Consider the following 25,391-nt stretch of genomic DNA (forward strand, 5'->3'; position numbering starts at 1 on the left):
TAACAAGTTGAGAGTGAAACTTCGCCTGAGTGTTCCAGTCTGATTGCCTGAAGTCTGATGTTGTTTTTTTGACACTACTGTTGTTTAATGACCACAAGTTTGCATGGCTAGTTGCAAATGTGAAACACAGCAACTAGTATTCGCTCACTTCCTAAGTAAACAAGAAGGATAGCCACATCATGAAAAAAAGTCTGATCGCTCTGATGGTTGCCACTCTGCCGGCAGCCGCTTTCGCCGACGTAACCGTGTTCGGTACCATCAAAGGTGGTGTTGAGTACGTTGATAACGCCTCCAACAAGCAAACCAATATCGACGACCTGGGTTCGCGTATCGGTTTCAAGGGCAATGAAGATCTGGGCAATGGCCTGAAAGCCATCTGGCAAGTTGAAACCGGCTTCGGCATCGACGGCCAGAGCCGCACCGGTGAAAGCAGCGGCACCTTCGGCAGCCGCGAATCCTTCGTGGGTCTGTCCTCCAACTTCGGTACCTTCCGTCTGGGTCACCTGGCCAACTACGGCGAGTCCGACATGGCTCAAGTTAACCCGTGGGAAAGCAGCAGCAACGCGCTGCAACTGAACGCCTTCACCCGCGGCGACGGCTATGTTAAGAATGCCGTGCGTTTCGACACCCCGGAATTCGCCGGCTTCCAAGCCGCCTTCCTGTACGGCACCAAAGAAGACAAGAGCAACGCTGCTGCTAACAAAGACCGCGAGACCTACAACCTGGGTCTGTCCTACGAGAACAGCGGCTTCTTCGGCAAGTACCAGTACATCCACGAAAGCCCGGTTACCGTTGGTCTGAATGCTAGCAGCAAGGCCAACAACAAGCACCGCATCGAAGCCGGCTACAACGCCAATAACATCTTCGTGGCGCTGGGCTACCGTAACGACAAGGGCGACGCTACTGTTACCCCGGGTTACTTCCTGTCCAATTCCGAGGCTGCTACCGATGGTCGCAAGTACGAATCGCAAGAATACGCGCTGACCGCCGGCTACCAGATTGGCGCCTTCATGCCCAAGTTCACCTACGCTCAGTCCAAAGACGTGAAGATTGACGGCGTGAAGCAAAACGATAGCGGCTACAAACAGTACCTGCTGGGCGTTGATTACAGCCTGTCCAAGCGCACCGTGGTTGGCGCTCAGTACGGCGAAATCAAGATGGACGGCAACGCCAAGGCTATGGTCAGCAACGGTGTTAACACCGACAAGATCAAGGCCTTCGGTCTGAACGTCGTACACAAGTTCTAAGCGTTACGGGCTAGACGTAAAGCTGCGAACAGTTTGGAATGCCGCCCCTGGCAACAGGGGCGGCATTTTTCATGTCCGGCGCGCGGCTAGGCGTGGGCGGCGACGAGGTCGGCGACGAAAGCCTGCAGCGTCGGATTGGGATGGCCGCGTTTGCGGGTGACCAGCTGGAATTCGGCCAGATAGCGCCAGCGCGCCGGGTCCAGCGCTCGCAGCAAGTCCCGCTCCGCCAGCGGCGCGGCATAGTGTTCCGGTAAAAAGCCCAGATGTTGGCCGGACAAGACCAGCGCGGCGATCGCCTCCATATTGTCGGCGCGGGCGCTGATGCGCCAATCCCCCACCGGCAGCCCGGTATCGGGCAGCGGATAGCTGCGCCAGGCCCAGTCGTGCGCGGCCAGATCGGCGGGGCCCAGCGCTCCGGCTTGCGGGAATAGCGGGTGGTCGCGGCCGCAGTAGGCCTGCTGCTGTTCGACGAACAGCGGTTGGTAATCCAGCTGCGGCGCGCGATGCCAGCAATAGCCGATGCCCAGATGAATGCCGCCCGATAGCAGCGCCTCCTCCAGGCCGCCCGGCGGCAGCATGGACAGAATCAACTCCACCGCTTGCGGCCGCGCGCGAAAGCGTCGGATCGCCGTTGACAACCGCGCATTGGTGCCCAGCGCGGTATGGCCGATCACGCCGATGCGCAGTTGTCCGACCAATTGCCGGTCCAACTGACGGGCTTCCTGACAGAACACTTCAATCGATTCCAGCAGCTGCCGGCTGGCGGTCAGCAGGCGTTCGCCCTTGGCCGTCAGCGCGAAGCCGCCGCGGCCGCGTTCGCACAGCCGATAGCCTAGCCGGGTTTCCAATGCCGCCAACTGATTGCTGATGGTGGACTGGCTGATGTTCAGCGTGCCCTGCGCGGCGGAAACGCCGCCGGCCTCGACTACGGCCTGAAACACGCGGATCAGCCTCAAATCCATGCTGCTCAAGGTATTGATCATGGGCCTCCGCGCCGCTTGGCGCTAAGGGTGGGAATGGACTGATTAATACATTCATTTCCATCCATGTAAACCGTGGCGCTTGGTGATGTTAGCCGGGGAGACGGCCGAATAGACTGCGTGATCCTATCCATCAAGACGCAGGAGGTCTTATGTCCGCCCCTTTGCTCAACCAACCGCTGAGCGGTAATGCGATGCCGCGTTTCGGCGGCGTCGCCAGCATGATGCGCCTACCTCTGCCCGACAGCGCCGCCGGCCTGGACGCCGCCTTCATCGGCCTGCCGCTGGATATCGGCACCTCTAATCGCAGCGGCACCCGCTTTGGCCCGCGGGAAATCCGCAGCCAGTCGGCGCTGCTGCGCCCCTACAACCTGGGTAGCGGCGCGGCGCCGTTCGAACGGCTGCAAGTGGCTGATCTCGGCGATGTCGCCACCAATCCCTATAACTTGGCGGACAGCGTGGCGCGGATCGAGGCGGCCTATGATCTGGCATTGCGGCATCCGGTACGTTTGCTGGGCATGGGCGGCGACCACACGGTTACCTTGCCGGCCCTGCGCGCCCTGGCGCGCAAGCATGGTCCGCTGGGCTTGGTGCACGTGGATGCTCACGCCGACGTCAACGACGAGATGTTCGGCGAGAAGATCGCGCACGGCACCACCTTCCGCCGCGCCTGGGAGGAGGGGCTGCTGGCCGAGGGGCGGGTCGTCCAGATCGGCCTGCGCGGCAGCGGTTACGGGGCTGCGGACTTCGACTGGTCGCGTCAACGCGGGTTTAGGGTGGTGACGGCGGAGCAGTGCTGGCATCGCTCGCTGGGACCGCTGATGGCCGAGGTACGTGCGCAAATGGGCAAGACGCCGGTGTATCTGAGCTTCGATATAGATGGCATCGACCCAGCGTTCGCGCCCGGCACCGGCACGCCGGAAGTGGGCGGCCTGAGTTCGATGCAGGCGCTGGAGATCGTGCGCGGTTGCCGGGGCCTGGATCTGGTGGGCGGCGATCTGGTCGAGGTGTCGCCGCCGTATGACGCCAGCGGCAATACCGCCTTACTGGGCGCCAATCTGTTGTTCGAGATGCTGTGCGTCTTGCCCGCGCCGGCGCGCTAAGCCGCGCAGACTCCATGCACGCGAGCGCCGGAGAATGCGCCGCGGACCCGAGAACAAGAGGAGAACGAGATGAGTCTGGATCTATTGACGGTGGCCGCCTATATCGGCGCCATGTTGTGGCTGGGCTGGCTGGGCATGCGCCGTGCCAGCGACCGGGAGCAGTATTTGGTGGCTGGGCGCAATCTGGGGCCGCTAATGTATATGGGCACCATGGCGGCGACGGTGCTGGGCGGTGCTTCCACCGTGGGCACGGTCCGGCTGGGCTATGTTTACGGCATTTCGGGTTTTTGGCTGTGCGCCGCGCTGGGCAGCGGCATCGTGGTGCTCAATCTGTTTCTGGCCAAGCCACTGCTGCGCCTGCGCGTGTTCACCGTCACCCAGGTGTTGGAGCGCCGCTATCATCCGCTGGCGCGCAAAGCCAGCGCGCTGGTGATGCTGTCCTATGCCCTGATGATCTGCGTGACCTCGGTGCTGGCGATAGGCACGGTGATGCAGGTGCTATTCGAATTGCCGTTCTGGCTGGCCGTCATCATCGGCGGCGGAGTGGTAGTGGCTTACTCCACCATCGGCGGCATGTGGTCGCTGACGCTGACCGACATCGTGCAATTCGTTATCAAAACGGTTGGCCTGATGCTGGTGCTGCTGCCAATCTGTTTGTGGCGGGTGGGAGGCTGGGAACAGTTGGCCGTCCGGCTGCCGGCGTCCGCGTTCAGTTTCGCGGGCCTGGGCTGGGGGACGGTGCTGACGTATTTCCTGATCTATTTTTTCGGCATCATCATAGGCCAGGACGTGTGGCAGCGGGTGTTTACCGCGCGCGACGGCAAGGTGGCATGCTTTGCCGGCAGCGCCGCCGGCCTGTATTGCTTGTTGTATGGGCTTGTTTGCGCGTTGATCGGCATGGCGGCGCGGGTGTTGTTGCCAGAGTTGGAGAATCCGAACAATGCCTTCGCCGCTGTCGTCAAAGGCGTGTTGCCGGACGGCGTGCGCGGCCTAGTGATCGCAGCGGCGTTGGCGGCGATGATGTCCACCGCCAGCGCCGCCTTGCTGGCCGCGTCGACTACTCTGACCGAGGATTTGCTGCCGGGGGAGAGGGCCGGTTTGTGGCGCAACCGGGCGGCCACCTTACTGGCCGGCGTCTTGGTGCTGGCGCTGTCGATGTGGGTGAATGACGTGATCCAGGCGCTGACTCTGGCCTACAACCTGCTGGTGGGCAGCATGCTAGTGCCCCTGCTGGCGGCGATTTGCTGGCCGCGGGCCACGACCACTGGCGCTGTAAGCGCGATGCTGGGCGGCTTGGGCACGGCGGTGTTCTTCATGCTGAGAGATGGTTTGGATGCCAATACACCGATTTATTTCAGCTTGCTGACCAGCGCCGGCCTGATGCTGGTTCTGAGTCTGGCGGACGGCCGCGCGCGGCCGTATCCGGCGCAGAAGTAGCCGCTGGCTTATCAGGCCAGCAGCTTGGCCACCGCGCTTATGGCCTTGGCGGTCAGTTTGATGGCGTCGCCCACGCGTTGCAGCTGCCGTCCTGCGTGGTCGGCGGCATCCGTCGCCGCCTGCAGCGCGGCTATAGCGTGTTGGAAGTTTTCTGTGTCGGCGTTCAAGTCCCGCGCTATCAGCGCCAGGGTCTGGTTGGCCAATTCATCCTGCTGCGCCAGCAGGGCTCGGCTGTCCGCGCCCAGGCTGGCGACCGCCAGATTGTTGATGCGGGATGCCAGGCCGCTGGCAAGCTCGGTCACTCGGTGGCTGTCCATATGCTGCCTCCTTTATTTGGCGGGCAGATCGCGATAAAAGTTGCGCAGCCGCCTGGCTTCGGCGGCGAAGTCGCGCAGCGCTTGTAGTTTGGATTGAGGCGCGTCCAGGCTTTGCAGCAACTGTCGATTGGTGTCGGGGAAAGCCTGAATCGCTTTGTCGCTGGCTTGCAGCGCGGCCTCGATCTGTTCGAATTCGCGCAGCCGGTCGGCGATGGCGAGGTCGAACTGATAGCGCTCCCAGCTGCCGTAGCGCGGCCGGCTGAAGTTGGCGTGACGCAGCAGGCTGTCCCTGAGCACGCTCAGGTAGCCGGGCAGCGCGCTCAAGGCGCGGTGGCTGCTGGCGGCCAGCAATTCCAGCCCGGGCTGGGCGATGGTCATGGTGTTGCGCAACGCGTTCTTGCGTTGCGCCATCGTGAGTTGGCGGCCCAGCGCGTCGGCCGCGGTGGCCAGAATCTTGGCGGCGGTTTCGTCGCCGCCGCGCAGTTTCAGGTCCTGGACGCTGTCGGACAAGTCCTGGGCGGCGGCGTCGACCCGGGCTTCTGCCTCGCGGTCGCCGGCGAGGCTGCGCAGGGTCCGGGCGTATTTTTCCAGCGCGTCCAGCGTGGCTTGCAGCTGTCCCAGCGCGGGGCCGAGATCGTAGCTGGCGCCGTTGCCGGCTTGAGGCCTGAAGGTGTCCGCGCGCAAGGGGGCGTTGGGCGCGGTGAGCACCGCGTTGAGGCGGGTGTTTTGCTGGATGCGCGCCAAGGTGCCGGCGGAGCTTTGCGTGACGCTGCGGGCGGCGTCGTCGAAATCGGCGAACGGTTTGTCCGGAGCGTTGTTGGCGCAAGCGGCCAGCAACAGCGGCAACAAGGGCAGCAGGCGGAAGGCGGGACTGACGGACATGGCGCGGCTCCATCGGCAGGCGGGCGCTGGCGCGACCGCGCGGTTTGCGGGATGAAACTTGCGCGGACGCTATGGCGGGCGCATGTCGTGGTATAGACGATCCGTCGTCGTTGCGAGCCTGTACCAAAGACAGGGCAATGAAAAAGGGAGCCCTGGGGCTCCCTTGCGTCTGCCTGGCTTGGCCCGTTTACACGCCGGCCTCGTGAGCCTGCACGTCGGCGTGGTAGCTGGAGCGCACCATCGCGCCCACGGCGGCGTGGACGAAGCCCATTTCATAGGCTTTTTTCTCGAACATCTTGAACACGTCCGGATGCACGTAGCGCAGCACCGGCAAGTGGCCGTCGGAGGGCTGCAGGTACTGGCCTATGGTCAGCATGTCCACATTGTGGGCGCGCAGGTCGCGCATCACTTCCAGGATTTCCTCGTCGGTTTCGCCCAGGCCCACCATCAGGCCGGACTTGGTGCGAACCTCGGGGTTCTTGGCCTTGTAATCCTTCAGCAATTGCAGCGAGTGCGCGTAATCCGAGCCCGGGCGCGCCTGCTTGTACAGCCGCGGCACGGTTTCCAGATTGTGGTTCATCACATCCGGAGGCGTCTGGCTCAGGATGTCGACGGCCACGTCCAGGCGGCCGCGGAAGTCCGGCACCAGGGTCTCGATCTGGGTGTTGGGCGACATTTCGCGCACCGAGTTGATGCAGTCGGCGAAGTGCTGGGCGCCGCCGTCGCGCAAGTCGTCGCGGTCCACCGAGGTGACCACCACGTATTTCAGTTTCATCGCGGCGACGCTCTCCGCCAGGTGGCGCGGCTCGTCCGGGTCCAGTGGGTTGGGGCGGCCGTGGCCCACGTCGCAGAACGGGCAGCGACGGGTGCAGATGTCGCCCATGATCATGAAGGTGGCGGTGCCCTTGCTGAAACATTCGCCGATGTTCGGGCAGGTGGCCTCCTCACAGACGGTGTGCAGCTTTTGCTCGCGCAGGATCTGCTTGATCTCGTGGAAGCGCTGGCCGTTGGGCAGCTTGGCGCGGATCCATTCCGGTTTTTTCAGCTTTTCGTCCAGCGGGACGATCTTGATGGGGATGCGGGCGGTTTTGGCCGCGCCCTTGTGTTTGACCCCAGCCTGGTTTTCCGGCTTCATGTCAGTTCCTCGGTGCTGTTCAGGAGGCGCTCCAGATGCGGCAGCAGCGTATCGGCGGCGGCGGCAAGGCTCAGCTCCACTCCCAGTTGTTTCAGATCGGTCACCTTGAGGTTGGCGTAACCGCAAGGATTGATGGAATCGAACGGCGCCAGGTCCATGTCCACATTGAAGCTGAGGCCATGGTAGACCGCGTGGTTCTTGATGCGCAGGCCCAACGAGGCGATCTTGGCGCCGGCGACGTATACGCCGGGCGCGTCCACGTCGCCGTTGCCGTGGATGCCCAGTTCCGCCAGCGCGTCTATCACCGCCTGTTCGATGCGGCGCACCAGCTCGCGCACGCCTATGCCCATGCGCTTGAAGTCCACCAGCAGGTAAACCACCAACTGGCCGGGGCCGTGATAGGTGATTTGGCCGCCGCGGTCGGTTTTCACCACCGGGATGGCGGTGGCGTGCAGCAGGTGCTCCGGCTTGCCGGCCAGGCCCTGGGTGTAGACGGGCGGGTGTTCAACCACCCACAGTTCATCGGGGGTGTCGGCGTTGCGGGCGTCGGTGAACGCCTGCATGGCGCGCCAGGTGGGTTCGTAATCCACCCGGCCCAGATGTTTGACGATGCGCGGCACGGCAATCTCCTGGCGCTTAGAGCACCATTTTGACCATCGGATGGCCGGTCAGCGACAGATAGATGTTGTCCAGCTGTTGACGCGAAGTGGCGGTGACGGTGACGGTCAGCGCGTAAAAGCGGCCATTGGAGCTTTCGCGCAGCGTGACGTCGTGGTCGGCCAGGTCTGGCGCGTTGACGCGCACAACCTCGGTGATGGTGAGGACGAAATCCTCGTGGCGCTCGCCCATCACCTTGATGGGAAAGCGACAGGGGAATTCCATGAGTTCCTGTTTTTCAGACATATTCAATCAAATCCACTAAGAACGGGTTTACGATTTCGCGAGCAAGAGCGAGACAAGGCGAAAGCAGTTGAGAAAGCGGAGTGTACACACGGTACATGAGCATTTCGAAGCGGTTTTCAACGCTGTATCACCGAAGCGCAGCAGATCGTAAACAGGTTCTAAAGACGCCGCGCCCGAAACGGGCAAAGGCGCAGCAGCCAGTTGTACTGCAAACCGGGCCATCCGCGCCAATACATTTTACGGTCGTCTTTATTACTAAAACGTCACATCATAATACAGCAGCGGCGTCCGGGCGATGCCCGGCGCCGCGATCAACGGCGGACGCCGTTTATTTCCAGCCCAGCATCAGCTTGATGCTGTCCCACAGCCGGCTGAAGAAGCCGCCTTCTTCCACTGCCTTCAAGGCCACCACCGGGCGCTCGAACAGCGGCTTGCCGTCCAGCGACACCACCAGCTTGCCCACTACCTGGCCGGCTTTGACCGGGGCGATCAGCGGCTGCATCGTGGTCAGATCTGCCTTGAGCTTGGCGGCCTGGCCCTTGGCCACGGTGGCGAAGACATCGTTGGCGAAGCCGACGGAGACGGTTTTGGCCGCGCCCTTGTAGATGGGCAGCTCGGACACCGGCTTGGCTCCGCTATACAGTTTGGGCGTATCGTAAAACTGCAAGCCGTAGTTGAGCAGCTTGGAACTTTCCACCGCGCGCGCCTCCGGGCTGGCGGTGCCCACCACGACCGAAATCACGCGACGGCCGTCGCGATGGCTGGTGGTGATCATATTGTAGCCGGCGCTGTCGGTGTAGCCTGTCTTCATGCCGTCGACGTTGGGGTCGCGGTAGAGCAGCAGGTTGCGGTTGGGCTGCTTGATGTTGTTATAGGTGAAGGACTTGATCGAGTAGATCGGGTAGAACTCTGGGAAGTCGCGGATCAGCGCGCCAGCCAGGATGCCCAGATCGTGCACGGTAGTGTAGTGCTCTGGATTGGGCAAGCCGGTGGCGTTGCGGAACTGGGTGTTCTTCATGCCCAGTTTCTGCGCCTGCTGGGTCATCACTTGTGCGAAGACTTCTTCGCTGCCGGCGATGGCTTCGGCCAGCGTCACGCAAGCGTCGTTGCCGGACTGCACGATCATGCCCTTGATCAGGTCGTCGACTTTGGCAGGCACCTTGGGATCCAGGAACATGCGCGAGCCTTCGGTCTTCCAGCCCTTTTGCGACACCGTCAGCGTTTGCTCCAGGGTCAGCCGCTTTTCCTTCAAGGCCTTGAAGGTGAGGTAGGCGGTCATCAGCTTGGTCAGCGAGGCCGGCTCCACGCGGGAGTCCGGGTCGCGCTCGGCCAGCACTTGTCCGCTGTTGAAGTCGGTCAGGTAATAGGCCTTGCCGGCGATCTCGGGCGCGGGCGGCAGGAAGGCGGCGGAAGCGAAAGAGACGGACGGCAGCGCGATCGCCGCCGCAGTGAGAATGCTGGTGAATGTTTTCATTGTTCCTATGGGCAACGCTGGGGGTTGAGGTCCAAATAGTAGCCGTTGATTATACACGCGGATTGCCGTCTGGTTGCCGCGAAGTGGCGATTTTCTGCGGGCGGGGCGGCTGGAGCCGTTGCGATGCCGCAATGCAACAATCCAATATTATCAAGGCTTCCCGTTCAGTTGGAGTTCCTGCTACTCTGGCAGTTCAAGGAAAATAATGATCGGGACAAAGGCTTTGCCATGCAAGAGAAGCAAGACTATCTGGAACGCATCCTGACGTCGCGGGTTTACGACGTCGCCATCGAAACGCCGCTGGAGCTGGCGCCCAATCTGTCGCGCCGCTATCGCAACACGATTCTGCTCAAGCGCGAGGATCTGCAGCCGGTGTTCTCTTTCAAGCTGCGCGGCGCCTACAACAAGATGGCCAAGCTCAGCGCGGAGCAGCGCGCACGTGGCGTGATCACCGCCAGCGCCGGCAACCACGCGCAGGGCGTGGCCTTGTCCGCCAGCCGGCTGGGCTGCGAAGCCACCATCGTGATGCCGGTGACCACCCCGCAGATCAAAATCGACGCGGTCAAGCAATACGGCGGCCTGGTGGTATTGCATGGGGACTCTTTCAACGAGGCCTTTCTGCACGCATCCGAATTAGCCGCTCAAAACGGTATGACTTATATTCCTCCATTCGACGATCCGGATGTGATCGCCGGCCAGGGCACCATAGGCATGGAGATTCTGCGTCAACATCCGGACGGCTTGAACGCGATCTTCGTCGCCATCGGCGGCGGCGGTTTGGCCGCCGGCATCGCCAGCTTCATCAAGCGGCTGAAGCCGGACATCAAGGTGATTGGCGTGCAGCCGGTGGATTCCGACGCAATGCGTCAATCGATTGCCAAGGGCGAGCGGGTGGAGTTGAAGGACGTGGGCCTGTTCGCCGACGGGGTGGCGGTGAAGCTGGTGGGCGAGGAGACCTTCCGCATCTGTCGCGAATTGCTGGACGAGATCATCCTGGTGGACACCGACGCCATCTGCGCGGCGATCAAGGATATTTTCGAAGACACCCGCTCCATCGTGGAGCCGGCGGGCGCTCTGGCGGTGGCCGGCGCCAAGGCCTATGTGGAGCGCGAGGGCTGCGAGAATCAGACCCTGGTGGCGATTTCCTGCGGCGCCAATATGAATTTCGACCGCCTGCGCCATGTGTCCGAGCGTTCCGAGCTGGGCGAGCGGCGCGAGGCCATTATCGCGGTGACCATTCCGGAAAAGCCGGGCAGCTTCAAGCGCTTCTGTACCGTGATCGGCGGCCGCAACATCACCGAGTTCAATTACCGCTTCGCCGATCCGGGCACCGCCCATGTCTTCGTCGGCGTGCAGATCAGCGGCAAGCAGGACCTGGAAGGCATACTCGCCAGCCTGAACGCTCACGAGCTGGAGAGCATTGACCTGACTGATAATGAGCTGGCCAAGCTGCATATTCGTCATCTGGTGGGCGGCCATGCGCCGCAGTTGAAGGACGAGCGGGTGCTGCGCTTCGAGTTTCCGGACCGTCCCGGCGCGCTAATGCGTTTCCTGGAGGCGATGAGCGTGGACTGGAACATCAGCTTGTTCCATTATCGCAATCACGGCGCGGATTACGGCCGCGTATTGGTGGGCGTTCAGGTGCCGGCCAGCGACGATGCCGAGTTCCAGCGCTTCCTCGATAATCTGGGCTATCCCTATGTCGAGGAAACCCAGAATCCGGCTTACAAGCTGTTTCTGGGCAAGACCATACGTTGAACCGGGCCGGCGGGCTGCTTATGGTCGGCAGCCTGACGTCGCGCTCCTTCATTGAAGCGAATCATGATCAAGGCAGTTCTATTCGATCTGGACGGCACTCTGGCCGACACTGCGCGCGATCTGGGCGCCGCGCTCAACCGCCTGCTGGCCGAGGAGGGCTTGCCGCCGCAGCCGTACGCGGCGGTGCGGCCCATCGCCAGCCACGGCGCGCGCGGGCTGGTCAGCCTGGGTTTCGGCATAGACCGCGAACATCCTCGTTTCGAGGAATATCGTTTGCGCTTCTTGGATCACTACGAGCACAGCTTCGCCGACGAGACCGTGTTGTTCGACGGCGTCAACGGCCTGATCCAGGGCTTGATGGACAAGGGGCTGACCTGGGGCATCATCACCAATAAGCCGATGCGCTTCACTGACCGTTTAGTGCCGTCGTTGCCTTTTATCACGGCGCCGGCGGTGACGGTCAGCGGCGACACCGTGGGCGTGCCCAAGCCGGATCCGCGGCCAATGCGTTATGCGGCCGATCAGATCGGCATCGCGCCCGAGCATTGCCTGTATGTGGGCGACGCCGAGCGCGACATCGCCGCCGGCCGCAGCGTGGGCATGAAAACGGTGTTGGCCAATTGGGGCTATATCGCCGACAGCGACCGGCCGGCGGAGTGGGGCGCCGACATCGCCATCGATCATCCGCTGCAATTGCTGGATCACGTTTAAGCGGCAATGGAAATGAAAAAAGCCACGGATCTCCGTGGCTTTTTTGGTTTCAGCCTGATTTGGTGCTCAGGCGCGCAGGTTTTGCGCTATCGCATAGATGGGCGACAAGGCCGCCTCGCCCAGGCGCAGGCTGCGCTGGCCGCTCCAGCCGAAGTCGTCGTCCGGCAGATTGGCGTTGTCCTTGAACGGCATTTCCAGCGTGAAGGCGAGACAGCCGAAGTTTTCGCACACCCAGTTGGTGGCGATGGTCATATTGGCCTTGCCCGGCGCGTTGCGCGGGTAGCCGTGTTCGGTCTGGTAGTCCGGGCTGGCCAGCAGCAGGTGGTGGCGGAACTGATCGGCCAGGGCTTCCAGGCGCCCGTTCCACGACGGCACGCCCTCGGTGCCGGCCAGGAACACATAGGGGATGTTCTCATCGCCGTGGATGTCCAGGAACAGGTCCACACCGGTTTCCTGCATCTTGTTGCGCACCGCCAGCACTTCCGGGCTGGTTTCCGCGCTGGGGTTGGCCCATTCACGGTTGAGGTTGGCGCCCGCGGCGTTGGTGCGCAGATTGCCCAACACCGAGCCGTCCGGATTCATGTTCGGCACCACGTAGAAGGTGGCGCGGTCGAGCAGCGCGCGGCTGGTGGGGTCTTGCGGGTCCAGCAGGCGATTGAGCAGGCCCTCGATAAACCATTCCGCCATGGTTTCGCCGGGGTGCTGGCGGGCGATGATCCAGATTTTCAGATCCGATTCCACCTCGTGGCCTATGGTCAGCAGATTGATGTCGCGCTGCTGCACGGTAAAGCCCAGGTCGCTGACCTGGCACAGGCCGGAGCCCTGCGCCTGACCGATCAGGTTCAGATGCTGGTCGTAGGAATAGGGTTCGAAATAGGCGTAGTAGATGCTGCCGGACAGCGGCACGTGATCTATCGTCATCACGCCGTTTTCGTAGTGGGTGGGCACGCGGAACCAGTTGATGCGGTCGTAGGAGGCCACCGCCTGGTAGTCGACCCAGCCGTCCGGATAGGCGCTTTCGCCGGCGTTCAGGAAATTGAAGGTGCAGTGCTGATAAGCGGCGCCTTGCACGCGGAAGTAGAACCACTGGGCGAAATCGGCCGCATTGTCGCGGCGGATGCGCAGTTGGATGTCTTCGTAGTTGTCGGCGGAGACGATCTCGATGCTGCCGGCGTCAAAATTGCTGCTGATTTTCATGCGCTGAACCTATTGGTTTCCTGAAACGTGCTTAACGCGGAGATTGTAAACCTGTCGCCGCTCACATGCCATCCTCCGAAGCAAGGCAAAGAAAAACCCCGTCGGCTGGACGGGGTTGTGCTTTAGCCTTAAAACTGCGCTTAGGCGGTGGGTGCGCGCTTGCTGGCGGTCTTCACTGCATCGGCGGTGGCGCTGGTGGCGGCCTTGACGCTGCTGTCGGTGAATTCCACCACTTGCTGGGCGGCTTTGCTGAAGGTGTTGACCGCGGCGGCGGCGGCGGCCACCGAGCTCTTCACCGCGTTCAGCGCGGCGTCGGAGCCGGCCGGAGCATTCTTGGCCGCGGACTCGATTGCACCGATCAGCGACTTGTTGAAGCTGCCCAGGTTTTCTTCGGCCAGCTTGGTCAGTTCGCTTTGAGCGGAGGAAACGATGTCGTACAGATTGCGGGAGTTGGCCAGAGCGGTGTCGATGTTCTGGGTGGCCAGCTTGTTCAGATGGCTGACCGCTTCTTGCGGGTCGGTCACGCCGCTCAACTGCTTGGCGATTTTGACGTTTTCTTCCAGCGACTGCTTGGAGATTTCCAGGTTCAGCTTGACCAGACGCTCGGCGCTATCCAGAGTGATTTGCGAAAAGCGGAAAATGGTTTCCAGACCGTTGAGGGACAGCTTGTTCAGTTGCTCATTGCTGATGGACATAATGTATTCCTCCGCTGTGGGGTAAGACCTTAAAGGAGATAGTCTGAATCAAAAATTTTGCACTGCACAATGACGAGTAAATGTATCATGCATTGCAGCAAAAATGGGAGCTTTGACTGAAGATTTACTCTAGCGTGTTGTATTTATGATAAATTGCCGGCACACGGCACACCGTAACAAAATAAACCGGGAGCGTTACATGAGTGTTGAAAAGCGGGTCATCAAAAAGTACCCGAACCGCCGGCTGTACGATACCGCCACCAGTTCCTACATCACCTTGGGGGATGTGAAGCAATTGGTGCTTGATAATGTGGATATTCAAGTCGTCGACGCCAAGAGCCAGGAGGACATCACCCGCAGTGTGCTGTTGCAGATCATCCTGGAGGAGGAGAACGGCGGCATGCCTATGTTCAGCTACGAGGTGCTGACCCAGTTCATCCGCTCTTACGGCCAGGCCATGCAAGGCATGATGGGGCCTTTCCTGGAGAACAATCTGCAACTGTTCGCCCAACTGCAGCAGAAAATGCAGGAACAAACCCGCGCGATTTACGGCGACAACACCATGTTGAACGCTAATCTGTGGGGGGAGTTCATGAAATTTCAGGGGCCGGCGGTGCAGAACATGATGGCCAACTACATGGAACAGAGCACCAGCATGTTCCTGGACATGCAGAACCGGATGCAGGAACAGACCAAGCAACTGTTCGGCGGCTTCGCCTTCCCAGCATACAAGCAGGGCGGCGAGGACGACAAAGACCCGTCCTAAAAACCTGTTTACGATTTGCCGCGCTTTGGCGATGCGGCGTTAAAAACGGCTTCGGAAAGCGGATAAGTTTTCCAAAGCTTCGCTAAGCGCAGCAAAGATTGAGCAGAGGCGGCCGTCTGGAATGGCCGCCTGTCCGTTTCCATCCGCAGCGCCCTTGGAGGGCTTGCCATGCTTACCCCCGCAAGCTGGATGCCGGGCGCCGTTGACGGCGTCAATTTCTCTCGAGCGGCGTTCGCCGCGTTTCGTTTTCCCCTGTTTTCAATAGATGATTCAAACAGGCTGAGCCGGCAAGGCGCCCCGACATGTCCGCCGAGGACTTGAACGCCTGCTTGCGCGCGGCGCAACGCAGTCACCTGGAGGGGGACTGGGCGGAGGCAGAACGGCGCTACCGCTCCTGCTTGCGCGATTGGCCGGCTTGCGCCGCCGCCAAATCCTTCCTGGCTTTCCTATTGCTGCAGACTCAGCGTCCGGAGGAGGCTGAATCTTTGTTGAGCGAGGCGATTTCCGCGGAAACAGGCCATGCTGACTGGCATTTCAGCTTGGGCATGGCCCAGGCGCGACAGGGGCGCTTGGGCGACGCGCGGCGGGCTTTCGCCGCGGCTGCGGAGCTGGACGGCGGACAGCCTATGTATTGGACCAACCTGGCCGCCGCCTGCGAGCAGGGCGATGATTTAGCCGCCGCGGAACAGGCTTGCCGGCAGGCGCTGGCCGTGGACGGAGCTTGCGCCGACGCGCACTTTCTGCTGGCTGGATTGTATTTGCGTCAGGAACGCCATACCGAGGCGCGGCGGCACAACGCGTTGGGCATCGTGGCGCGGCCCGCGGAGCATGGGCCGATTGCGCGCATCGAGGCCTACTGCGAGTTGGACCGGCGCGAAGAAGCCTTGGCGCTGCTGCGCGGCTGGCTGGCGCAGGCGCCGGATGATCCGGTGGCTTTGCACCTGCTTGCCGCCTGCGGCGGCGCGGAGCCGCCGCCGCAATGTAGTCCCGAGTTCATCCGGCGGACTTTCGACGCCAACGCCGAGGCGTTTGACGCGACCCTGGCCAACTTGCGCTACCAGGGGCCGCAGTGGCTGGCGCAATGCCTGAAGCGGTTGGGGCCGCCAACGGCCGCTCTGGAGGTCCTGGACCTGGGCTGCGGCACCGGGCTGGCCGGCGTTGCGCTGCGGCCGTACGCGCGTCGTTTGCAGGGGGTGGATATCAGCGGAGAGATGCTAGGGCGCGCCGCAGCCAAGAGCGTGTACGACGCCTTGACTCAAGGCGACATCATTGAATTCCTGGCGGAGCTGCCTCCGGCTAGCGATCTGATCTGCTGCCTGGACACCCTCAGCTATTTTGGCGATCTGAGGCCAGCCTTAAACTGGATGGCGCGCGCGCTCAAGCCGGGCGGCCTGTTGCTGTTCAGCATCGAGCGCGCGCTGAGGGCCTTGCCCGAAGGCCACCAGCTGCAGCCCTGCGGACGCTATCTGCATGATCCGGACTGGGTGGAGGCGCAACTGGCGGCGTGCCGGCTGCGACTGGTGGAACGACAGGACATGATGTTGCGAGAGGAGGCGGGGTGTCCGGTGCCCGGCGCCTTTTACTGCGCCGAGCGTTTGGACTGAGCCCACATGTTTACGCCTTGTGAGCCAGAACGAGACAAGGCGTTGCGTTTGGCGAGACCGTTTTAGCGCCGTATCGCCGACGCGCCGCGGTTCCTAGTGCTTGCTTTGCATCAGCTTGTCGGTCCAGGCCATCACCAGCGCGGACAGCAGGAAGGTGCAGTGGATCACCACCTGCCACATCACGCCCTGCTCGGTGAGCGGGTTGCCGGGGCTGCCCAGATTGGATGCGCTGATAAAGGTTTTCAGCAGGTGAATGGAGGAAATGCTGATCAGCGCTAGCGACAGCTTGGTCTTCAGTACCCCGGCGTTCACATGGGAGAGCCATTCCGGCCGGTCCTCATGAGTGTTCAGGCTGTCGATCTTGGAGACGAAAGTCTCGTAGCCGCCCACCACTACCATAATCAGCAGGTTGGCGATCATCACCACGTCGATCAGGCCCAGCACGATCAGCATGATCTGGGTTTCCGTCATGCTGGAGGCGTCGGCGACCAAGTGGATCAGTTCGAGCAGAAACTTATAGACATACACCCCCTGGGCGACGATGAGGCCAAGGTAGAGTGGAGCCTGCAGCCAGCGGCTTGCGAAAATCAGGGACTCCATGCGTGAAACAAGAGTTTTCATATCGGTATTGTGTGAGGGGTTGACGGCTTATAGAACCTGTTCACGATCTGCTGCGCGTTGTGGAGCGTGACACGGTGAGTTCACCTTTGAAATGCTCATGTGCCACTCGACCATTCCGCTTTTTCGCTTGCTTTCGCCTTGACTCGCCTTTGCTCGCGAGATTGTAAACCGGTTTTCAGGCCTATATTGAGGCGTCGGATTTTACTATCAAGTGAGGTCGTAAAGGGGAGCGTTGCTAGGCGGCGTCCGCATCCTGCCAGGCGCGGGGTCGGCGAAAACGAATCGACAAGCCCAGACTCCCAACCCTTCGCAACGCTGCGCATCGCCTGTCAAATCGTTGTATACTCTCGCGTTTTTCTTCAGCAAGGCCATCATCATGGCAGACAAGATTCCAAGTATCGGCTTCGTGTCGCTGGGCTGTCCCAAAGCCTCTAGCGACTCCGAGCAGATCCTGACCCGCCTTCGCGCCGAAGGCTACGATATTTCCGGCAGTTACGCCGGCGCCGACCTGGTGGTGGTCAACACCTGTGGTTTCATTGATTCCGCCGTGGCGGAGTCCCTGGATGCGATCGGCGAAGCCTTGAACGAGAACGGCAAGGTCATCGTCACCGGCTGTCTGGGGGCCAAGGGCGATGTGGTGCGGGATGCGCATCCGTCGGTCTTGGCCGTGACCGGCCCGCACGCCACCGACGAGGTGATGAGCGCGGTGCATGCCCATCTGCCCAAGCCGCATGATCCCTTTGTCGATCTGGTGCCGGACATTGGCGTGCGGCTGACACCCAAGCATTACGCGTATCTGAAGATTTCCGAAGGCTGCAATCACCGTTGCACCTTCTGCATCATTCCGTCCATGCGCGGGGATTTGGAAAGCCGGCCGATTCACGATGTGCTGCGCGAAGCGGAGAGCCTGGCCAAGGCCGGGGTCAAGGAAATCCTGGTGATCTCGCAGGACACGTCGGCTTACGGGGTGGATACCAAGTACAAGCTGGGCTTCCACAATGGCCGTCCGGTGAAGACCCGAATGACCGAGCTGTGCGAGGAGCTGGGCCGCCACGGCATCTGGGTGCGTCTGCACTACGTCTATCCGTATCCGCATGTGGACGAGGTGATTCCACTGATGCGCGACGGTAAGATCCTGCCCTATCTGGACATCCCGTTCCAGCACGCTAGCCAGAAGGTGCTGAAGCTGATGAAGCGTCCGGCCAACAGCGATAATGTGCTGGCGCGCATCAAGAAGTGGCGCGAGATCTGCCCGGAATTGGTGATTCGCTCCACCTTCATCGTAGGCTTCCCCGGCGAGACCGAGGAGGACTTCGAAGAGCTGCTGGCCTTCATCCGCGAGGCGGAGCTGGACCGCGTAGGCTGTTTCACCTATTCGCCGGTGGAAGGCGCCACCGCCAACGATTTGCCGAACCCGGTACCGGAAGAGGTGAAGGAAGCGCGCAAAGAGCGCTTCATGGCGGTGCAGGAAGAGATCAGCGCACGTCGCCTAGAGCGCCGCGTCGGTCAGACGATGCAGGTATTGGTGGACGAGATCGACGACGAAGGCACGGCGATTTGCCGCAGCTACGCGGATGCGCCGGAGATCGACGGTCTGGTGTTCGTCGAGGATGCCGCGGACATGCGAGTGGGCGAGTTCTATTCAGTGAAGATCGTCGATTGTAGCGAGCACGATTTGTGGGGCGAGCGCTAAGAGCCTGTTCACGGTCTTTTCAGGCTAAGGCATTGAGTCCGCTGCGCGGATGATGATTTGCATTGCCGGGGCTGCCCGGCGGGCAGGGAAAGGATATTTGCTTGGCCAAATATCCGTATCACTCAGCGAATCGAAGATTCGCACGTAGTCCCCCAAAGGCCGCCCTGCAAGCCTGGCCTGCGGCTTCCCGCCGGTTCCCGTCAGGCCCGAGGCGCGGTTGAACTCTCTACGTGCGAATCTTTGCTTCGCTCAGTGATGGCGCGCTAACGTCGCGCTGCTCGAACAGGCTGCCGCTTAAAACGAGCGTAGCGAAGTTTCTGCGTAGCTAAAACCTAGGGCCTGCCACCCGACGGCAGGCTTGAAGTGACCCGGGGCACATTGAATACGTGGTTTCCTTTGTATTGCACAAGGAGGCCATTTGTGGATAAAAGATCGTGAACCGGCTCTTAATTCCCCTATCTCTTGTCTTAGAACGTGTTTACGCTCTCGCGAGCAAGAGCGAGACAAGGCGAAAACGGCTGAGAAAGCGGAATGGTTGAGTGGTACATGAGCATTTCGAAGCGGTTTTCAAAGCTGTATCGCCGCAGCGCAGCAGATCGTAAACAGGTTCTTATATCCGCTGCGCGGATGATGTTTAGGATACATGGCCTGCCACGCACGGCACTCGGTGCACGGCTACTCTTGTCTTGTCGGACCCCGCCGGCTTGACGCCCTCCCGCTCCTCCCCAACAATAACCCCCGCGCCGCAGCAATCGCGGCGCTCGGGATTGGTCTCCTGAATTGTGCTGCCGTCGCGGATCCGCTGTTTCCACAGCGTATCCGCGGCCATTGCTTTGCCTATTCGGGCGGGCCGTGGCAAGTGGCGCCCTCGCGGGCGCGCCGGCTTTGTACGGTAGCACACCGGTAGACCAACTCTTGTCATGTGCCCGCCCTGCCGCCTTGCGGCCGGGCCCTTCTGCTCAGGAGGTTGCAAATGGTAAAGCCTGTCCGTCCGGTGCTCGGCATCGAACTCACTCCGTCCGCTACTGAAGTCCAAGACGTCCATCAGGACGCCTCTCAACTCCCGCCGCTAGGGCCGCGCTCACGCTACCGCTTTGCCGGCCCCCACGCCAAAGACCTCAGCCTGCCCTTCATCCGCCGCATCAAAGGCCGCACCTATCCGCATTACTGGCAGCCGGCCGAAGCCAAGGATGAGTTCGAAGCCCGCGCCTTGGGCCATCAGTACGCCGCCCATCTGGCGCAGATGCTGAAACTCAACCGTCAGCACTCCGCGCGCGGACTGTTGTTCCGCATCGCCAGCGATATGGATTTCAGCCAACGCGGCCACCGCCGCCGCATGTGCAAAAGCTTCTTCAACTATCTGGAGTTGTTGTTGAACCTGGGGGTGGAGCAGGTGGACCTGCCGAGGCATGTGGAGGCGGTGAACCGCCTCCATCTCAGCCTGGACGAGTTGGAAGCCTTGCCGCGTAAGTTGGGGCGGAAGAAGAGGGGATAAGCTGGGAAGGGCAGCCGGCCCCTTCGGGGCTGGCTGTTGGGGAAGGAGAAGGTTTTACCAGCAAACAGCCATATCCAGCAAAGTAGGGGCGTTTCGGTTGACACTCCCTCGCCGAACTGAGAACCTTCCCGCTTCCATTTTTTTGTTATTGCTCGCCATGAAAATCACCGCCAACACCGCCGTTACCCTGCGCATGAAAGTCACCGACAGCCAGGGCCTGGTTTACGATGATGGCAAAAAGCCCGTCTCCTACCTGCACGGCGATTACGACAACCTATTCGCCAAGCTGGAAGCCGCGCTGGAAGGCCAGGAATCGGGTTTTCAAACCACGCTGGAACTGGCTACCGAAGACACCTTCGGCGCGCGCGACGAAGCCCTGGTCACCACCATGCCCAAGGCGGACTTCCCGCCCGGCGTGAAGGTAGGCGGCCAAATCCAGCGCATCGGCCCGGATGGCGAGCCGCGTTACTATTTCGTCACCAAGATCAAAGGCCCCACCGTTTTGCTGGACGGCAACCACCCGCTATGCGGCAAAACCCTGCGCTTTGCCGTCAAAGTGGTGGACGTGCGCGCGGCAACGGCTGAGGAAATTGCTCACCAGCATGTGCATGGCGAGCACGGGCATCAGCACTGATAGCGCCGGCCTCATATAAACAAAGCCCTCCCACATTTGGGAGGGCTTTTTTTGTCTGGACCCCACCTATTATTTGGCGTTGCTTATCGGCAGGGCGGCAGTTTTCGGAGTGCGGCCCGCAGGCTCTGACATATTTTGAGATGGAGGCGTGGGCGCGTGTCACCCGGCGGCGGCGCACTGAGAGCCTGTTCAAAATCTCGCGAGCAAGGGCGAGACAAGGTGAAAACGAGCGAAAAAGCGGAATGTACGAGTGGTACATGAGTATTTCGAAGCCGTACTCACCGTGTAACGCTCCACGACGCGCAGCAGATCGTAAACACGTTCTTAGTGCGTGAACCATGTCGCCTGGGTTGTGCTATGATTTGTACAATCATTGTCGATTTGAGCGAGGAATACCGTGAAAGCGCTTACCTACAGCCACACCCGCCAGCACCTGGCCGAAGTCATGCGTCAAGTGAACGAAGACCGGGCGCCGGTGATCGTCACCACCCAGCGCGGTGAACCGGTGGTGATCATGTCGCTGGCCGACTACAACGCGCTGGAAGAAACCGCCTACCTGACGCGCTCCCCTGAAAATGCCAAGCGTCTGGCCGATGCGGCGGCAAGGTTTCACAGCGGGGCGGCCAAAGAGAGAACGCTTCTCGAAGACGAGGGCGAGTAATGCAGATCAAGTTTGATGACAACGCATGGGAGGATTACCTCTACTGGCAGCAGAGCAGCAAGCCTACCCTCAAGCGCATCAACGCTCTGATCAAGGACATCCAGCGCAACCCGTTTGAGGGAATCGGCAAGCCTGAGCCGCTTAAGCACCAGTTTGCTGGCTTCTGGTCGCGTCGCATCGACGATGAGCATCGGCTGGTCTACGCTGTCCTGAGCAACGTTCTGACCATCTTGCAGTGCCGCTACCACTACTAAGGCCCGCTAACAAAAGCTCGCAGAGAACCTGAGCCAAGGCGCGCCGACGCAGAAAACGAAGTTTCTGCGAAGCTACAGTACACGTAGTACGACCAGGAGGCGCAACGCTGCATCAGGGGTTTTGTTAGCGGGCCTAAGAACCTGTTTACGATCTGCTGCGCGTCGTGGACGCGTTACATGTAGAAGTTCAGACCTGATCTGACAGTCGGGCGCCGTCAAAACGGGAGATTGTCAGATCAGGTCTGAACTTCTACACATCAACTTGGAGTTGAGGCACCTACACAGTTTTTCGCGCATACCACCTCGAACGTAGAGTTCGAACTCTTCATGGGTAATCGATCCCTCCCTGATACAGAGCTCCGTTACAGCGCTTGATTCTCAAATAGGTGTAGTAACACCCTTTCAGGAGGCCGTATTTCTGTAGCGCCAATATTCCGTAGTTTGAGCAGGAAGGTGTATAGATACACTTTCTGTTGTGAAGATGCCTCAAGCGTTTTTGATAGAATCGGATAGCGAATATCGCGAGACTTTTCATTCTGCTTTCTCGAATGTGCAAACGAGCCAGGCACCCTTTCCGCCTCCGCAGCCCTTGACCGTAACTTCGCGATATTCGCTTGAGTGAAAGCGCCAGCCATCTACAGCATGCGTATTCAAGAAGTCTTCAAATTGAGTGCACCGAGCTTCATCCCATCCATTATCTTGCGCTCCGCAACCAGCAACTTTTGGAATGAATGCCTTAACCATGTATTTTACGGACATTATTGCTCCCTTGGTGAGTGACACATACGTGTGTGCCGTGTTCTATTTTCATGTATTAGACGAAGGCGTAGCTCGCCATTCGGCTTAATCTTATCAAATACTACTTGAGTAGAGTGGTTTTTTCTTGCTTATATTGGCATGATCTCTTGTGTTCTTGATTTTACGGGTATGGGTTCTAGTGGCGTATATACGGACACGATGATTTGCATGTTGATTTATATTGCTGATATCTGTTTTCGTCGCTAAATTGCATGTTTATCAAGGTGTTAATTATGAGTTTTTCCGTATATCCATCTATGATGGATTCCATGGTGGTGCCACCCGTCGACCTCTGCAATAATGGCATTATGATTCACTGCTGTCGTTATCTGTTATGATCAGAAAAAGGTAGTACTGGGTCAGACATTAATCTTTGCTCGATTAAGGGCTGTTGTTCAGTGCGGCGAGACTGTCTAATGGTAGGTAACCGATTCACTACAACCCAGATAGACCGGCAAGCCGAACGGCGGAAATGACCGACGATCTGCCATGTTTTCATCTAATAGGCTGCAACTCGCCCATAGCTGTCTTTACGACAGATTGTTGGCTAATGGTTGATTTACGCGGAGTTTATGACAAACCCACAGTCAGCCTTGAAGGCTATTAGCTACCTCCAACGCAGCCTTAACTCGTATCAGTACTGATGTGGGTAGTCTCTTATCCTTTAGCAGTTCTATGTAGGCATCCGACAACTCTCCTTGCAATTTCACCTTGCCATCTGGCTGAATAGTAAACAGATGCTTGTCATATAGTCGGTGTAGATCCGCTCGCAGCAAAATTCCGTTTTCCAGCCACTCCATTCCGTCTTCGGCCACTGGAACAATGTGTGCGGCCTCCAGCGCACGTTCCGTTGTTTCACCGGTGATGCCGCAGCACTTATCCAGGCTCAGCAACGCATGACGGAACCGGAGCTGATCTCGGTCCACGACTGTTTTGCTGGAGCGAGTTCTCTGCTTCTCCTCCTTGTCGCGCCACGTCCACTGGACCGTACCGTCGTATTTCTCTGTATCAAACCCTGTCCAACTGGCTTCACCGCTACGAGCGCCTTGCGGAATCACGATAGTGGAAACACCCCATAAGGCATCCTCGTACTGGATATGCAGGTTATTGTTGTGTTTATAGGTAATTCTCACGACAAAGCCCCCATCGCCTCTTCGTTCAACCTGACTATAGGTCTTGTAGTTGACGAAACGGGATGTCCTTGGCTTGGCATCATCAGCTGCCGGCCACTCTTCCAGTGTTGAAGTGATTTGGATATTTTCCGACAAGCTGTCAAGGTCGAGTGGAACAAACTCCGTAACATTCATCCATGCAACTTCAAGATACTTTTTATACATTGCTATGCTCCAGAAATTGTTCTGCTTACATATGCTAATAACAGACCGACGCTGATGAGTCTCAAGCTATAACAAAGTCATGAAAGTTGGTCGCATATATCTCTGTGTGATTAATATTCAAGTATAGAAATTGACGATATATTCATCATCAACTTCCCAAATCAAACCCCCGCCGCCACCTTCTCCAAACTCGGCAAGGTATGGGTATACAACTTGGCCAAGTCCTTGGGGCTGGCGATGGTTTCAAAGTGCTCCATCTTGATGGCCAGGAATTGTCCATTACTGCCATCTCGCACTTCGCCCACTTCCAGCGCTTTCAGCGCGCTGATCCAGTACCAGTTCTGGCCCATGTTTCCCTTATCACAGTAGGCGTACCACAGCGGCAGGCGGAACAGCCGCTCAAAGGTGAGCGCCTTTTTGAGTTCTTCCTCCAGGCTGAGGGTGAGTTCGCCGCGCGATGGGGTGTAGTTCTTGGCGTCGATGGCGATCATGCCCAGCGAGGGCAGCAGGAGCAGAAAGTCCGGCCGTTTGGCCGTGCCATGGAATAGGGTGGCAAAGCTGTTTTTGTTCTGGCAGATGCCCACATAGGCCAGCTTGTGCTGCTTGAACCAGGCGTTGAGCGCTTTCTCGCCCTCATGGCCCTTTTTCTCCGCTGAGCTGGGGGCGGGCTGGGCTGGAGCGGAGGGCTGAGTTGTGACTGGCGGCAGGCTAGGCGCGGAAGTTTGCGCGCTTGTTGGGGTAGCGGGCTGGATAGGCGTTATGGCTTGTGGCGGCGTTGGCGCGGCGCTTGGCTGTGGAGCGGGAACTGCTGCCGGTTTAGTTGCTTGTTGTGGGGGACGATTCTTGAAAATATTTGCGAAGGTGAATGCCATGGTGTCGTTTGAACTGGTGATTTAGAAAGGATGGGGCGGCTAGCCGGTTAGCCGCGCCTGGTCCGCCTGATAAGCCGCGTCGCGGTCGCTGAACAGGCCCAGGCGCACCAGGCGGGCGAGGATGGCGCCGCGGCTGCGGCCCAGTTGCTTGGCGATGGCCTGGCTGTCCGGCTGGGCCGGGCTGTGCCATAGGGTTTTCAGTTGCTGGTCGTCGGCCACGGTCCAGACCGCGCCTTGCTTGTCTGCGGCGGGCGGCGCGGCGGGTTTGGCCGGCGGCGTTTCCGCGGCGGCGGGCACGTCCCAGAGCGGCGGCAGGTCCAGTGCTTGCATGCGGGCGTTGTCGGCCTGCATCGCCGCTTGCTGGTGCTCGTACAGTCCCAAGCGGACCAGTCGGGAGACGATGGCCAGCGGGCTGCGGCCCAGTTTTTCCGATAGTTGGCGCACCGGCGCGGGGGAGGCTTCCCACAGCAGGGTTAAGCGGTTGTCTTCGGCTATGCTCCAGCGTTGGCCCTGGCGTGCGCCGCCGGGGGCCGGTGGCGGTTCGGGCGCGGTGGGCGGGTCTGCTGCGTGTTGTTTGGCGACGCGCTTGAGCTGCTCGTAATACAGCGCGCGCGCCTTGTCCAGCGCCGGGTCCTTGGGGGTGCCCAGCGGGTCGCGCCGGCCGGCCGGGTCTACGCCCAGGACCAGTTGTTCGACAATTTCGAGTTCTCTCATAGGGATGCCCGGAGCCGGTCTCGCATTGCTTGCGGGGCGGGTGCCGCCGTGGATAGGCCATGTTATCGCCGCGGCCGGGTTCTATGCAAATTGAGTTTGCGGC

General features: G+C 60.1%; 26 protein-coding genes. 12 read left to right on the forward strand and 14 right to left on the reverse strand.

Annotated elements, in window-relative coordinates:
- The first annotated feature begins 179 nt into the window (after nucleotides 1-179).
- Nucleotides 180-1,247, forward strand: a complete 1,068-nt coding sequence (locus MOV80_RS00205) for a porin (protein WP_118266751.1) — start codon at nucleotides 180-182, stop codon at nucleotides 1,245-1,247.
- Nucleotides 1,248-1,333: 86 nt separating this feature from the next.
- Here the strand turns inward: MOV80_RS00205 and MOV80_RS00210 are convergent, their stop codons facing one another.
- Nucleotides 1,334-2,230, reverse strand: a complete 897-nt coding sequence (locus tag MOV80_RS00210; RefSeq protein ID WP_118266753.1) for a LysR family transcriptional regulator — start codon at nucleotides 2,228-2,230, stop codon at nucleotides 1,334-1,336.
- 149 nt (nucleotides 2,231-2,379) lie between these two features.
- Between MOV80_RS00210 and speB the strand changes: the two genes are divergently transcribed.
- Entirely contained in the window at nucleotides 2,380-3,330 is a 951-nt protein-coding gene (gene speB, locus MOV80_RS00215) for an agmatinase (protein ID WP_198001589.1), read from the forward strand.
- Between the two features lie 69 nt (nucleotides 3,331-3,399).
- Nucleotides 3,400-4,767, forward strand: coding sequence for a sodium:solute symporter (locus MOV80_RS00220; protein WP_118266755.1), 1,368 nt, complete (start codon nucleotides 3,400-3,402; stop codon nucleotides 4,765-4,767).
- An 11-nt stretch (nucleotides 4,768-4,778) separates the two neighbouring features.
- Here the strand turns inward: MOV80_RS00220 and MOV80_RS00225 are convergent, their stop codons facing one another.
- The 6 genes from MOV80_RS00225 to MOV80_RS00250 form a co-directional block, all read right to left on the reverse strand.
- Nucleotides 4,779-5,084, reverse strand: a complete 306-nt coding sequence (locus MOV80_RS00225; RefSeq protein ID WP_019101290.1) for a hypothetical protein — start codon at nucleotides 5,082-5,084, stop codon at nucleotides 4,779-4,781.
- A 12-nt stretch (nucleotides 5,085-5,096) separates the two neighbouring features.
- Nucleotides 5,097-5,966, reverse strand: coding sequence for a hypothetical protein (locus MOV80_RS00230; protein WP_019101291.1), 870 nt, complete (start codon nucleotides 5,964-5,966; stop codon nucleotides 5,097-5,099).
- 187 nt (nucleotides 5,967-6,153) lie between these two features.
- Nucleotides 6,154-7,101 carry a lipoyl synthase gene (gene lipA / locus MOV80_RS00235; RefSeq protein WP_019101292.1) on the reverse strand — a complete coding sequence of 316 codons (948 nt, stop codon included), beginning with the start codon at nucleotides 7,099-7,101 and terminating at the stop codon, nucleotides 6,154-6,156.
- Nucleotides 7,098-7,721 carry a lipoyl(octanoyl) transferase LipB gene (lipB, locus tag MOV80_RS00240; RefSeq protein ID WP_019101293.1) on the reverse strand — a complete coding sequence of 208 codons (624 nt, stop codon included), beginning with the start codon at nucleotides 7,719-7,721 and terminating at the stop codon, nucleotides 7,098-7,100. The genes lipA and lipB overlap by 4 nt, the downstream gene beginning before the upstream one ends.
- 16 nt (nucleotides 7,722-7,737) lie before the next feature.
- On the reverse strand, nucleotides 7,738-8,004 hold the full coding sequence (locus MOV80_RS00245) for a DUF493 domain-containing protein (RefSeq protein ID WP_019101294.1): 267 nt from the start codon (nucleotides 8,002-8,004) through the stop codon (nucleotides 7,738-7,740).
- A gap of 328 nt (nucleotides 8,005-8,332) precedes the next feature.
- The gene (locus MOV80_RS00250) at nucleotides 8,333-9,478 is read right to left on the reverse strand and encodes a D-alanyl-D-alanine carboxypeptidase family protein (protein ID WP_019101295.1); all 1,146 of its coding nucleotides are present in this window, start codon (nucleotides 9,476-9,478) and stop codon (nucleotides 8,333-8,335) included.
- Nucleotides 9,479-9,706: 228 nt separating this feature from the next.
- On the opposite strand from MOV80_RS00250, the gene ilvA reads away from it, so the two are divergent.
- Both ilvA and MOV80_RS00260 read left to right on the forward strand, forming a co-directional pair.
- Nucleotides 9,707-11,236 (forward strand): threonine ammonia-lyase, biosynthetic, encoded by a 1,530-nt coding sequence (gene ilvA / locus MOV80_RS00255; RefSeq protein WP_043594274.1) that lies wholly within the window; start codon nucleotides 9,707-9,709, stop codon nucleotides 11,234-11,236.
- Between the two features lie 63 nt (nucleotides 11,237-11,299).
- Nucleotides 11,300-11,947 carry an HAD-IA family hydrolase gene (locus MOV80_RS00260; RefSeq protein WP_043594229.1) on the forward strand — a complete coding sequence of 216 codons (648 nt, stop codon included), beginning with the start codon at nucleotides 11,300-11,302 and terminating at the stop codon, nucleotides 11,945-11,947.
- 66 nt (nucleotides 11,948-12,013) lie between these two features.
- On the opposite strand, the gene MOV80_RS00265 is transcribed toward MOV80_RS00260, so the two are convergent.
- On the reverse strand, nucleotides 12,014-13,144 hold the full coding sequence (locus MOV80_RS00265) for a M14-type cytosolic carboxypeptidase (protein WP_043594227.1): 1,131 nt from the start codon (nucleotides 13,142-13,144) through the stop codon (nucleotides 12,014-12,016).
- A 140-nt stretch (nucleotides 13,145-13,284) separates the two neighbouring features.
- The gene (locus MOV80_RS00270; protein ID WP_019101299.1) at nucleotides 13,285-13,839 is read right to left on the reverse strand and encodes a phasin family protein; all 555 of its coding nucleotides are present in this window, start codon (nucleotides 13,837-13,839) and stop codon (nucleotides 13,285-13,287) included.
- A gap of 199 nt (nucleotides 13,840-14,038) precedes the next feature.
- Between MOV80_RS00270 and phaR the strand changes: the two genes are divergently transcribed.
- Nucleotides 14,039-14,605, forward strand: a complete 567-nt coding sequence (phaR, locus tag MOV80_RS00275) for a polyhydroxyalkanoate synthesis repressor PhaR (RefSeq protein WP_019101300.1) — start codon at nucleotides 14,039-14,041, stop codon at nucleotides 14,603-14,605.
- Between the two features lie 302 nt (nucleotides 14,606-14,907).
- Nucleotides 14,908-16,209, forward strand: coding sequence for a tetratricopeptide repeat protein (locus tag MOV80_RS00280; RefSeq protein ID WP_249604741.1), 1,302 nt, complete (start codon nucleotides 14,908-14,910; stop codon nucleotides 16,207-16,209).
- Between the two features lie 93 nt (nucleotides 16,210-16,302).
- Here the strand turns inward: MOV80_RS00280 and MOV80_RS00285 are convergent, their stop codons facing one another.
- A complete protein-coding gene (locus tag MOV80_RS00285; RefSeq protein ID WP_232060412.1) occupies nucleotides 16,303-16,809 on the reverse strand; it encodes a TIGR00645 family protein in 507 nt (168 codons plus the stop codon).
- Nucleotides 16,810-17,206: 397 nt separating this feature from the next.
- Between MOV80_RS00285 and rimO the strand changes: the two genes are divergently transcribed.
- The 5 genes from rimO (at nucleotide 17,207) to MOV80_RS00310 (ending at nucleotide 21,567) form a co-directional block, all read left to right on the forward strand.
- The gene (gene rimO, locus MOV80_RS00290) at nucleotides 17,207-18,523 is read left to right on the forward strand and encodes a 30S ribosomal protein S12 methylthiotransferase RimO (RefSeq protein WP_107733104.1); all 1,317 of its coding nucleotides are present in this window, start codon (nucleotides 17,207-17,209) and stop codon (nucleotides 18,521-18,523) included.
- Nucleotides 18,524-19,496: 973 nt separating this feature from the next.
- The gene (locus tag MOV80_RS00295) at nucleotides 19,497-20,018 is read left to right on the forward strand and encodes a hypothetical protein (RefSeq protein ID WP_249604742.1); all 522 of its coding nucleotides are present in this window, start codon (nucleotides 19,497-19,499) and stop codon (nucleotides 20,016-20,018) included.
- A gap of 157 nt (nucleotides 20,019-20,175) precedes the next feature.
- On the forward strand, nucleotides 20,176-20,652 hold the full coding sequence (locus MOV80_RS00300) for a peptidylprolyl isomerase (protein ID WP_039755364.1): 477 nt from the start codon (nucleotides 20,176-20,178) through the stop codon (nucleotides 20,650-20,652).
- Between the two features lie 397 nt (nucleotides 20,653-21,049).
- Nucleotides 21,050-21,313, forward strand: a complete 264-nt coding sequence (locus MOV80_RS00305) for a type II toxin-antitoxin system prevent-host-death family antitoxin (RefSeq protein ID WP_019101444.1) — start codon at nucleotides 21,050-21,052, stop codon at nucleotides 21,311-21,313.
- A complete protein-coding gene (locus MOV80_RS00310) occupies nucleotides 21,313-21,567 on the forward strand; it encodes a Txe/YoeB family addiction module toxin (RefSeq protein WP_019101445.1) in 255 nt (84 codons plus the stop codon). The genes MOV80_RS00305 and MOV80_RS00310 overlap by 1 nt, the downstream gene beginning before the upstream one ends.
- Nucleotides 21,568-22,098: 531 nt before the next feature.
- On the opposite strand, the gene MOV80_RS00315 is transcribed toward MOV80_RS00310, so the two are convergent.
- The 4 genes from MOV80_RS00315 to MOV80_RS00330 all read right to left on the reverse strand — a co-directional run bounded on the left by MOV80_RS00315 (nucleotide 22,099) and on the right by MOV80_RS00330 (nucleotide 25,288).
- Nucleotides 22,099-22,326 carry a DUF4177 domain-containing protein gene (locus MOV80_RS00315; RefSeq protein WP_146176064.1) on the reverse strand — a complete coding sequence of 76 codons (228 nt, stop codon included), beginning with the start codon at nucleotides 22,324-22,326 and terminating at the stop codon, nucleotides 22,099-22,101.
- Nucleotides 22,327-22,952: 626 nt separating this feature from the next.
- Nucleotides 22,953-23,702, reverse strand: a complete 750-nt coding sequence (locus MOV80_RS00320) for an HNH endonuclease signature motif containing protein (protein WP_081575924.1) — start codon at nucleotides 23,700-23,702, stop codon at nucleotides 22,953-22,955.
- A 161-nt stretch (nucleotides 23,703-23,863) separates the two neighbouring features.
- Complete coding sequence (locus tag MOV80_RS00325) at nucleotides 23,864-24,286, reverse strand: hypothetical protein (RefSeq protein ID WP_019101801.1); 423 nt, start codon at nucleotides 24,284-24,286, stop codon at nucleotides 23,864-23,866.
- 327 nt (nucleotides 24,287-24,613) lie between these two features.
- Nucleotides 24,614-25,288, reverse strand: a complete 675-nt coding sequence (locus MOV80_RS00330; protein ID WP_019101800.1) for a hypothetical protein — start codon at nucleotides 25,286-25,288, stop codon at nucleotides 24,614-24,616.
- Nucleotides 25,289-25,391 lie beyond the last annotated feature (103 nt).

This window comes from Chromobacterium sp. IRSSSOUMB001 (assembly GCF_023507765.1).
In the GTDB taxonomy this organism is placed as follows: domain Bacteria; phylum Pseudomonadota; class Gammaproteobacteria; order Burkholderiales; family Chromobacteriaceae; genus Chromobacterium; species Chromobacterium haemolyticum.

Coding starts and splice junctions, on each gene's coding strand:
- MOV80_RS00205 (WP_118266751.1), top strand. CDS start 180: ATGAAAAAAAGTCTGATCGCTCTGATGGTTGCCACTCTGCCGGCAGCC.
- MOV80_RS00210 (WP_118266753.1), bottom strand. CDS start 2,230: ATGATCAATACCTTGAGCAGCATGGATTTGAGGCTGATCCGCGTGTTT.
- speB (WP_198001589.1), top strand. CDS start 2,380: ATGTCCGCCCCTTTGCTCAACCAACCGCTGAGCGGTAATGCGATGCCG.
- MOV80_RS00220 (WP_118266755.1), top strand. CDS start 3,400: ATGAGTCTGGATCTATTGACGGTGGCCGCCTATATCGGCGCCATGTTG.
- MOV80_RS00225 (WP_019101290.1), bottom strand. CDS start 5,084: ATGGACAGCCACCGAGTGACCGAGCTTGCCAGCGGCCTGGCATCCCGC.
- MOV80_RS00230 (WP_019101291.1), bottom strand. CDS start 5,966: ATGTCCGTCAGTCCCGCCTTCCGCCTGCTGCCCTTGTTGCCGCTGTTG.
- lipA (WP_019101292.1), bottom strand. CDS start 7,101: ATGAAGCCGGAAAACCAGGCTGGGGTCAAACACAAGGGCGCGGCCAAA.
- MOV80_RS00245 (WP_019101294.1), bottom strand. CDS start 8,004: ATGTCTGAAAAACAGGAACTCATGGAATTCCCCTGTCGCTTTCCCATC.
- MOV80_RS00250 (WP_019101295.1), bottom strand. CDS start 9,478: ATGAAAACATTCACCAGCATTCTCACTGCGGCGGCGATCGCGCTGCCG.
- ilvA (WP_043594274.1), top strand. CDS start 9,707: ATGCAAGAGAAGCAAGACTATCTGGAACGCATCCTGACGTCGCGGGTT.
- MOV80_RS00260 (WP_043594229.1), top strand. CDS start 11,300: ATGATCAAGGCAGTTCTATTCGATCTGGACGGCACTCTGGCCGACACT.
- MOV80_RS00265 (WP_043594227.1), bottom strand. CDS start 13,144: ATGAAAATCAGCAGCAATTTTGACGCCGGCAGCATCGAGATCGTCTCC.
- MOV80_RS00270 (WP_019101299.1), bottom strand. CDS start 13,839: ATGTCCATCAGCAATGAGCAACTGAACAAGCTGTCCCTCAACGGTCTG.
- phaR (WP_019101300.1), top strand. CDS start 14,039: ATGAGTGTTGAAAAGCGGGTCATCAAAAAGTACCCGAACCGCCGGCTG.
- MOV80_RS00280 (WP_249604741.1), top strand. CDS start 14,908: ATGTCCGCCGAGGACTTGAACGCCTGCTTGCGCGCGGCGCAACGCAGT.
- MOV80_RS00285 (WP_232060412.1), bottom strand. CDS start 16,809: ATGGAGTCCCTGATTTTCGCAAGCCGCTGGCTGCAGGCTCCACTCTAC.
- rimO (WP_107733104.1), top strand. CDS start 17,207: ATGGCAGACAAGATTCCAAGTATCGGCTTCGTGTCGCTGGGCTGTCCC.
- MOV80_RS00295 (WP_249604742.1), top strand. CDS start 19,497: ATGGTAAAGCCTGTCCGTCCGGTGCTCGGCATCGAACTCACTCCGTCC.
- MOV80_RS00300 (WP_039755364.1), top strand. CDS start 20,176: ATGAAAATCACCGCCAACACCGCCGTTACCCTGCGCATGAAAGTCACC.
- MOV80_RS00310 (WP_019101445.1), top strand. CDS start 21,313: ATGCAGATCAAGTTTGATGACAACGCATGGGAGGATTACCTCTACTGG.
- MOV80_RS00315 (WP_146176064.1), bottom strand. CDS start 22,326: ATGTCCGTAAAATACATGGTTAAGGCATTCATTCCAAAAGTTGCTGGT.
- MOV80_RS00320 (WP_081575924.1), bottom strand. CDS start 23,702: ATGTATAAAAAGTATCTTGAAGTTGCATGGATGAATGTTACGGAGTTT.
- MOV80_RS00330 (WP_019101800.1), bottom strand. CDS start 25,288: ATGAGAGAACTCGAAATTGTCGAACAACTGGTCCTGGGCGTAGACCCG.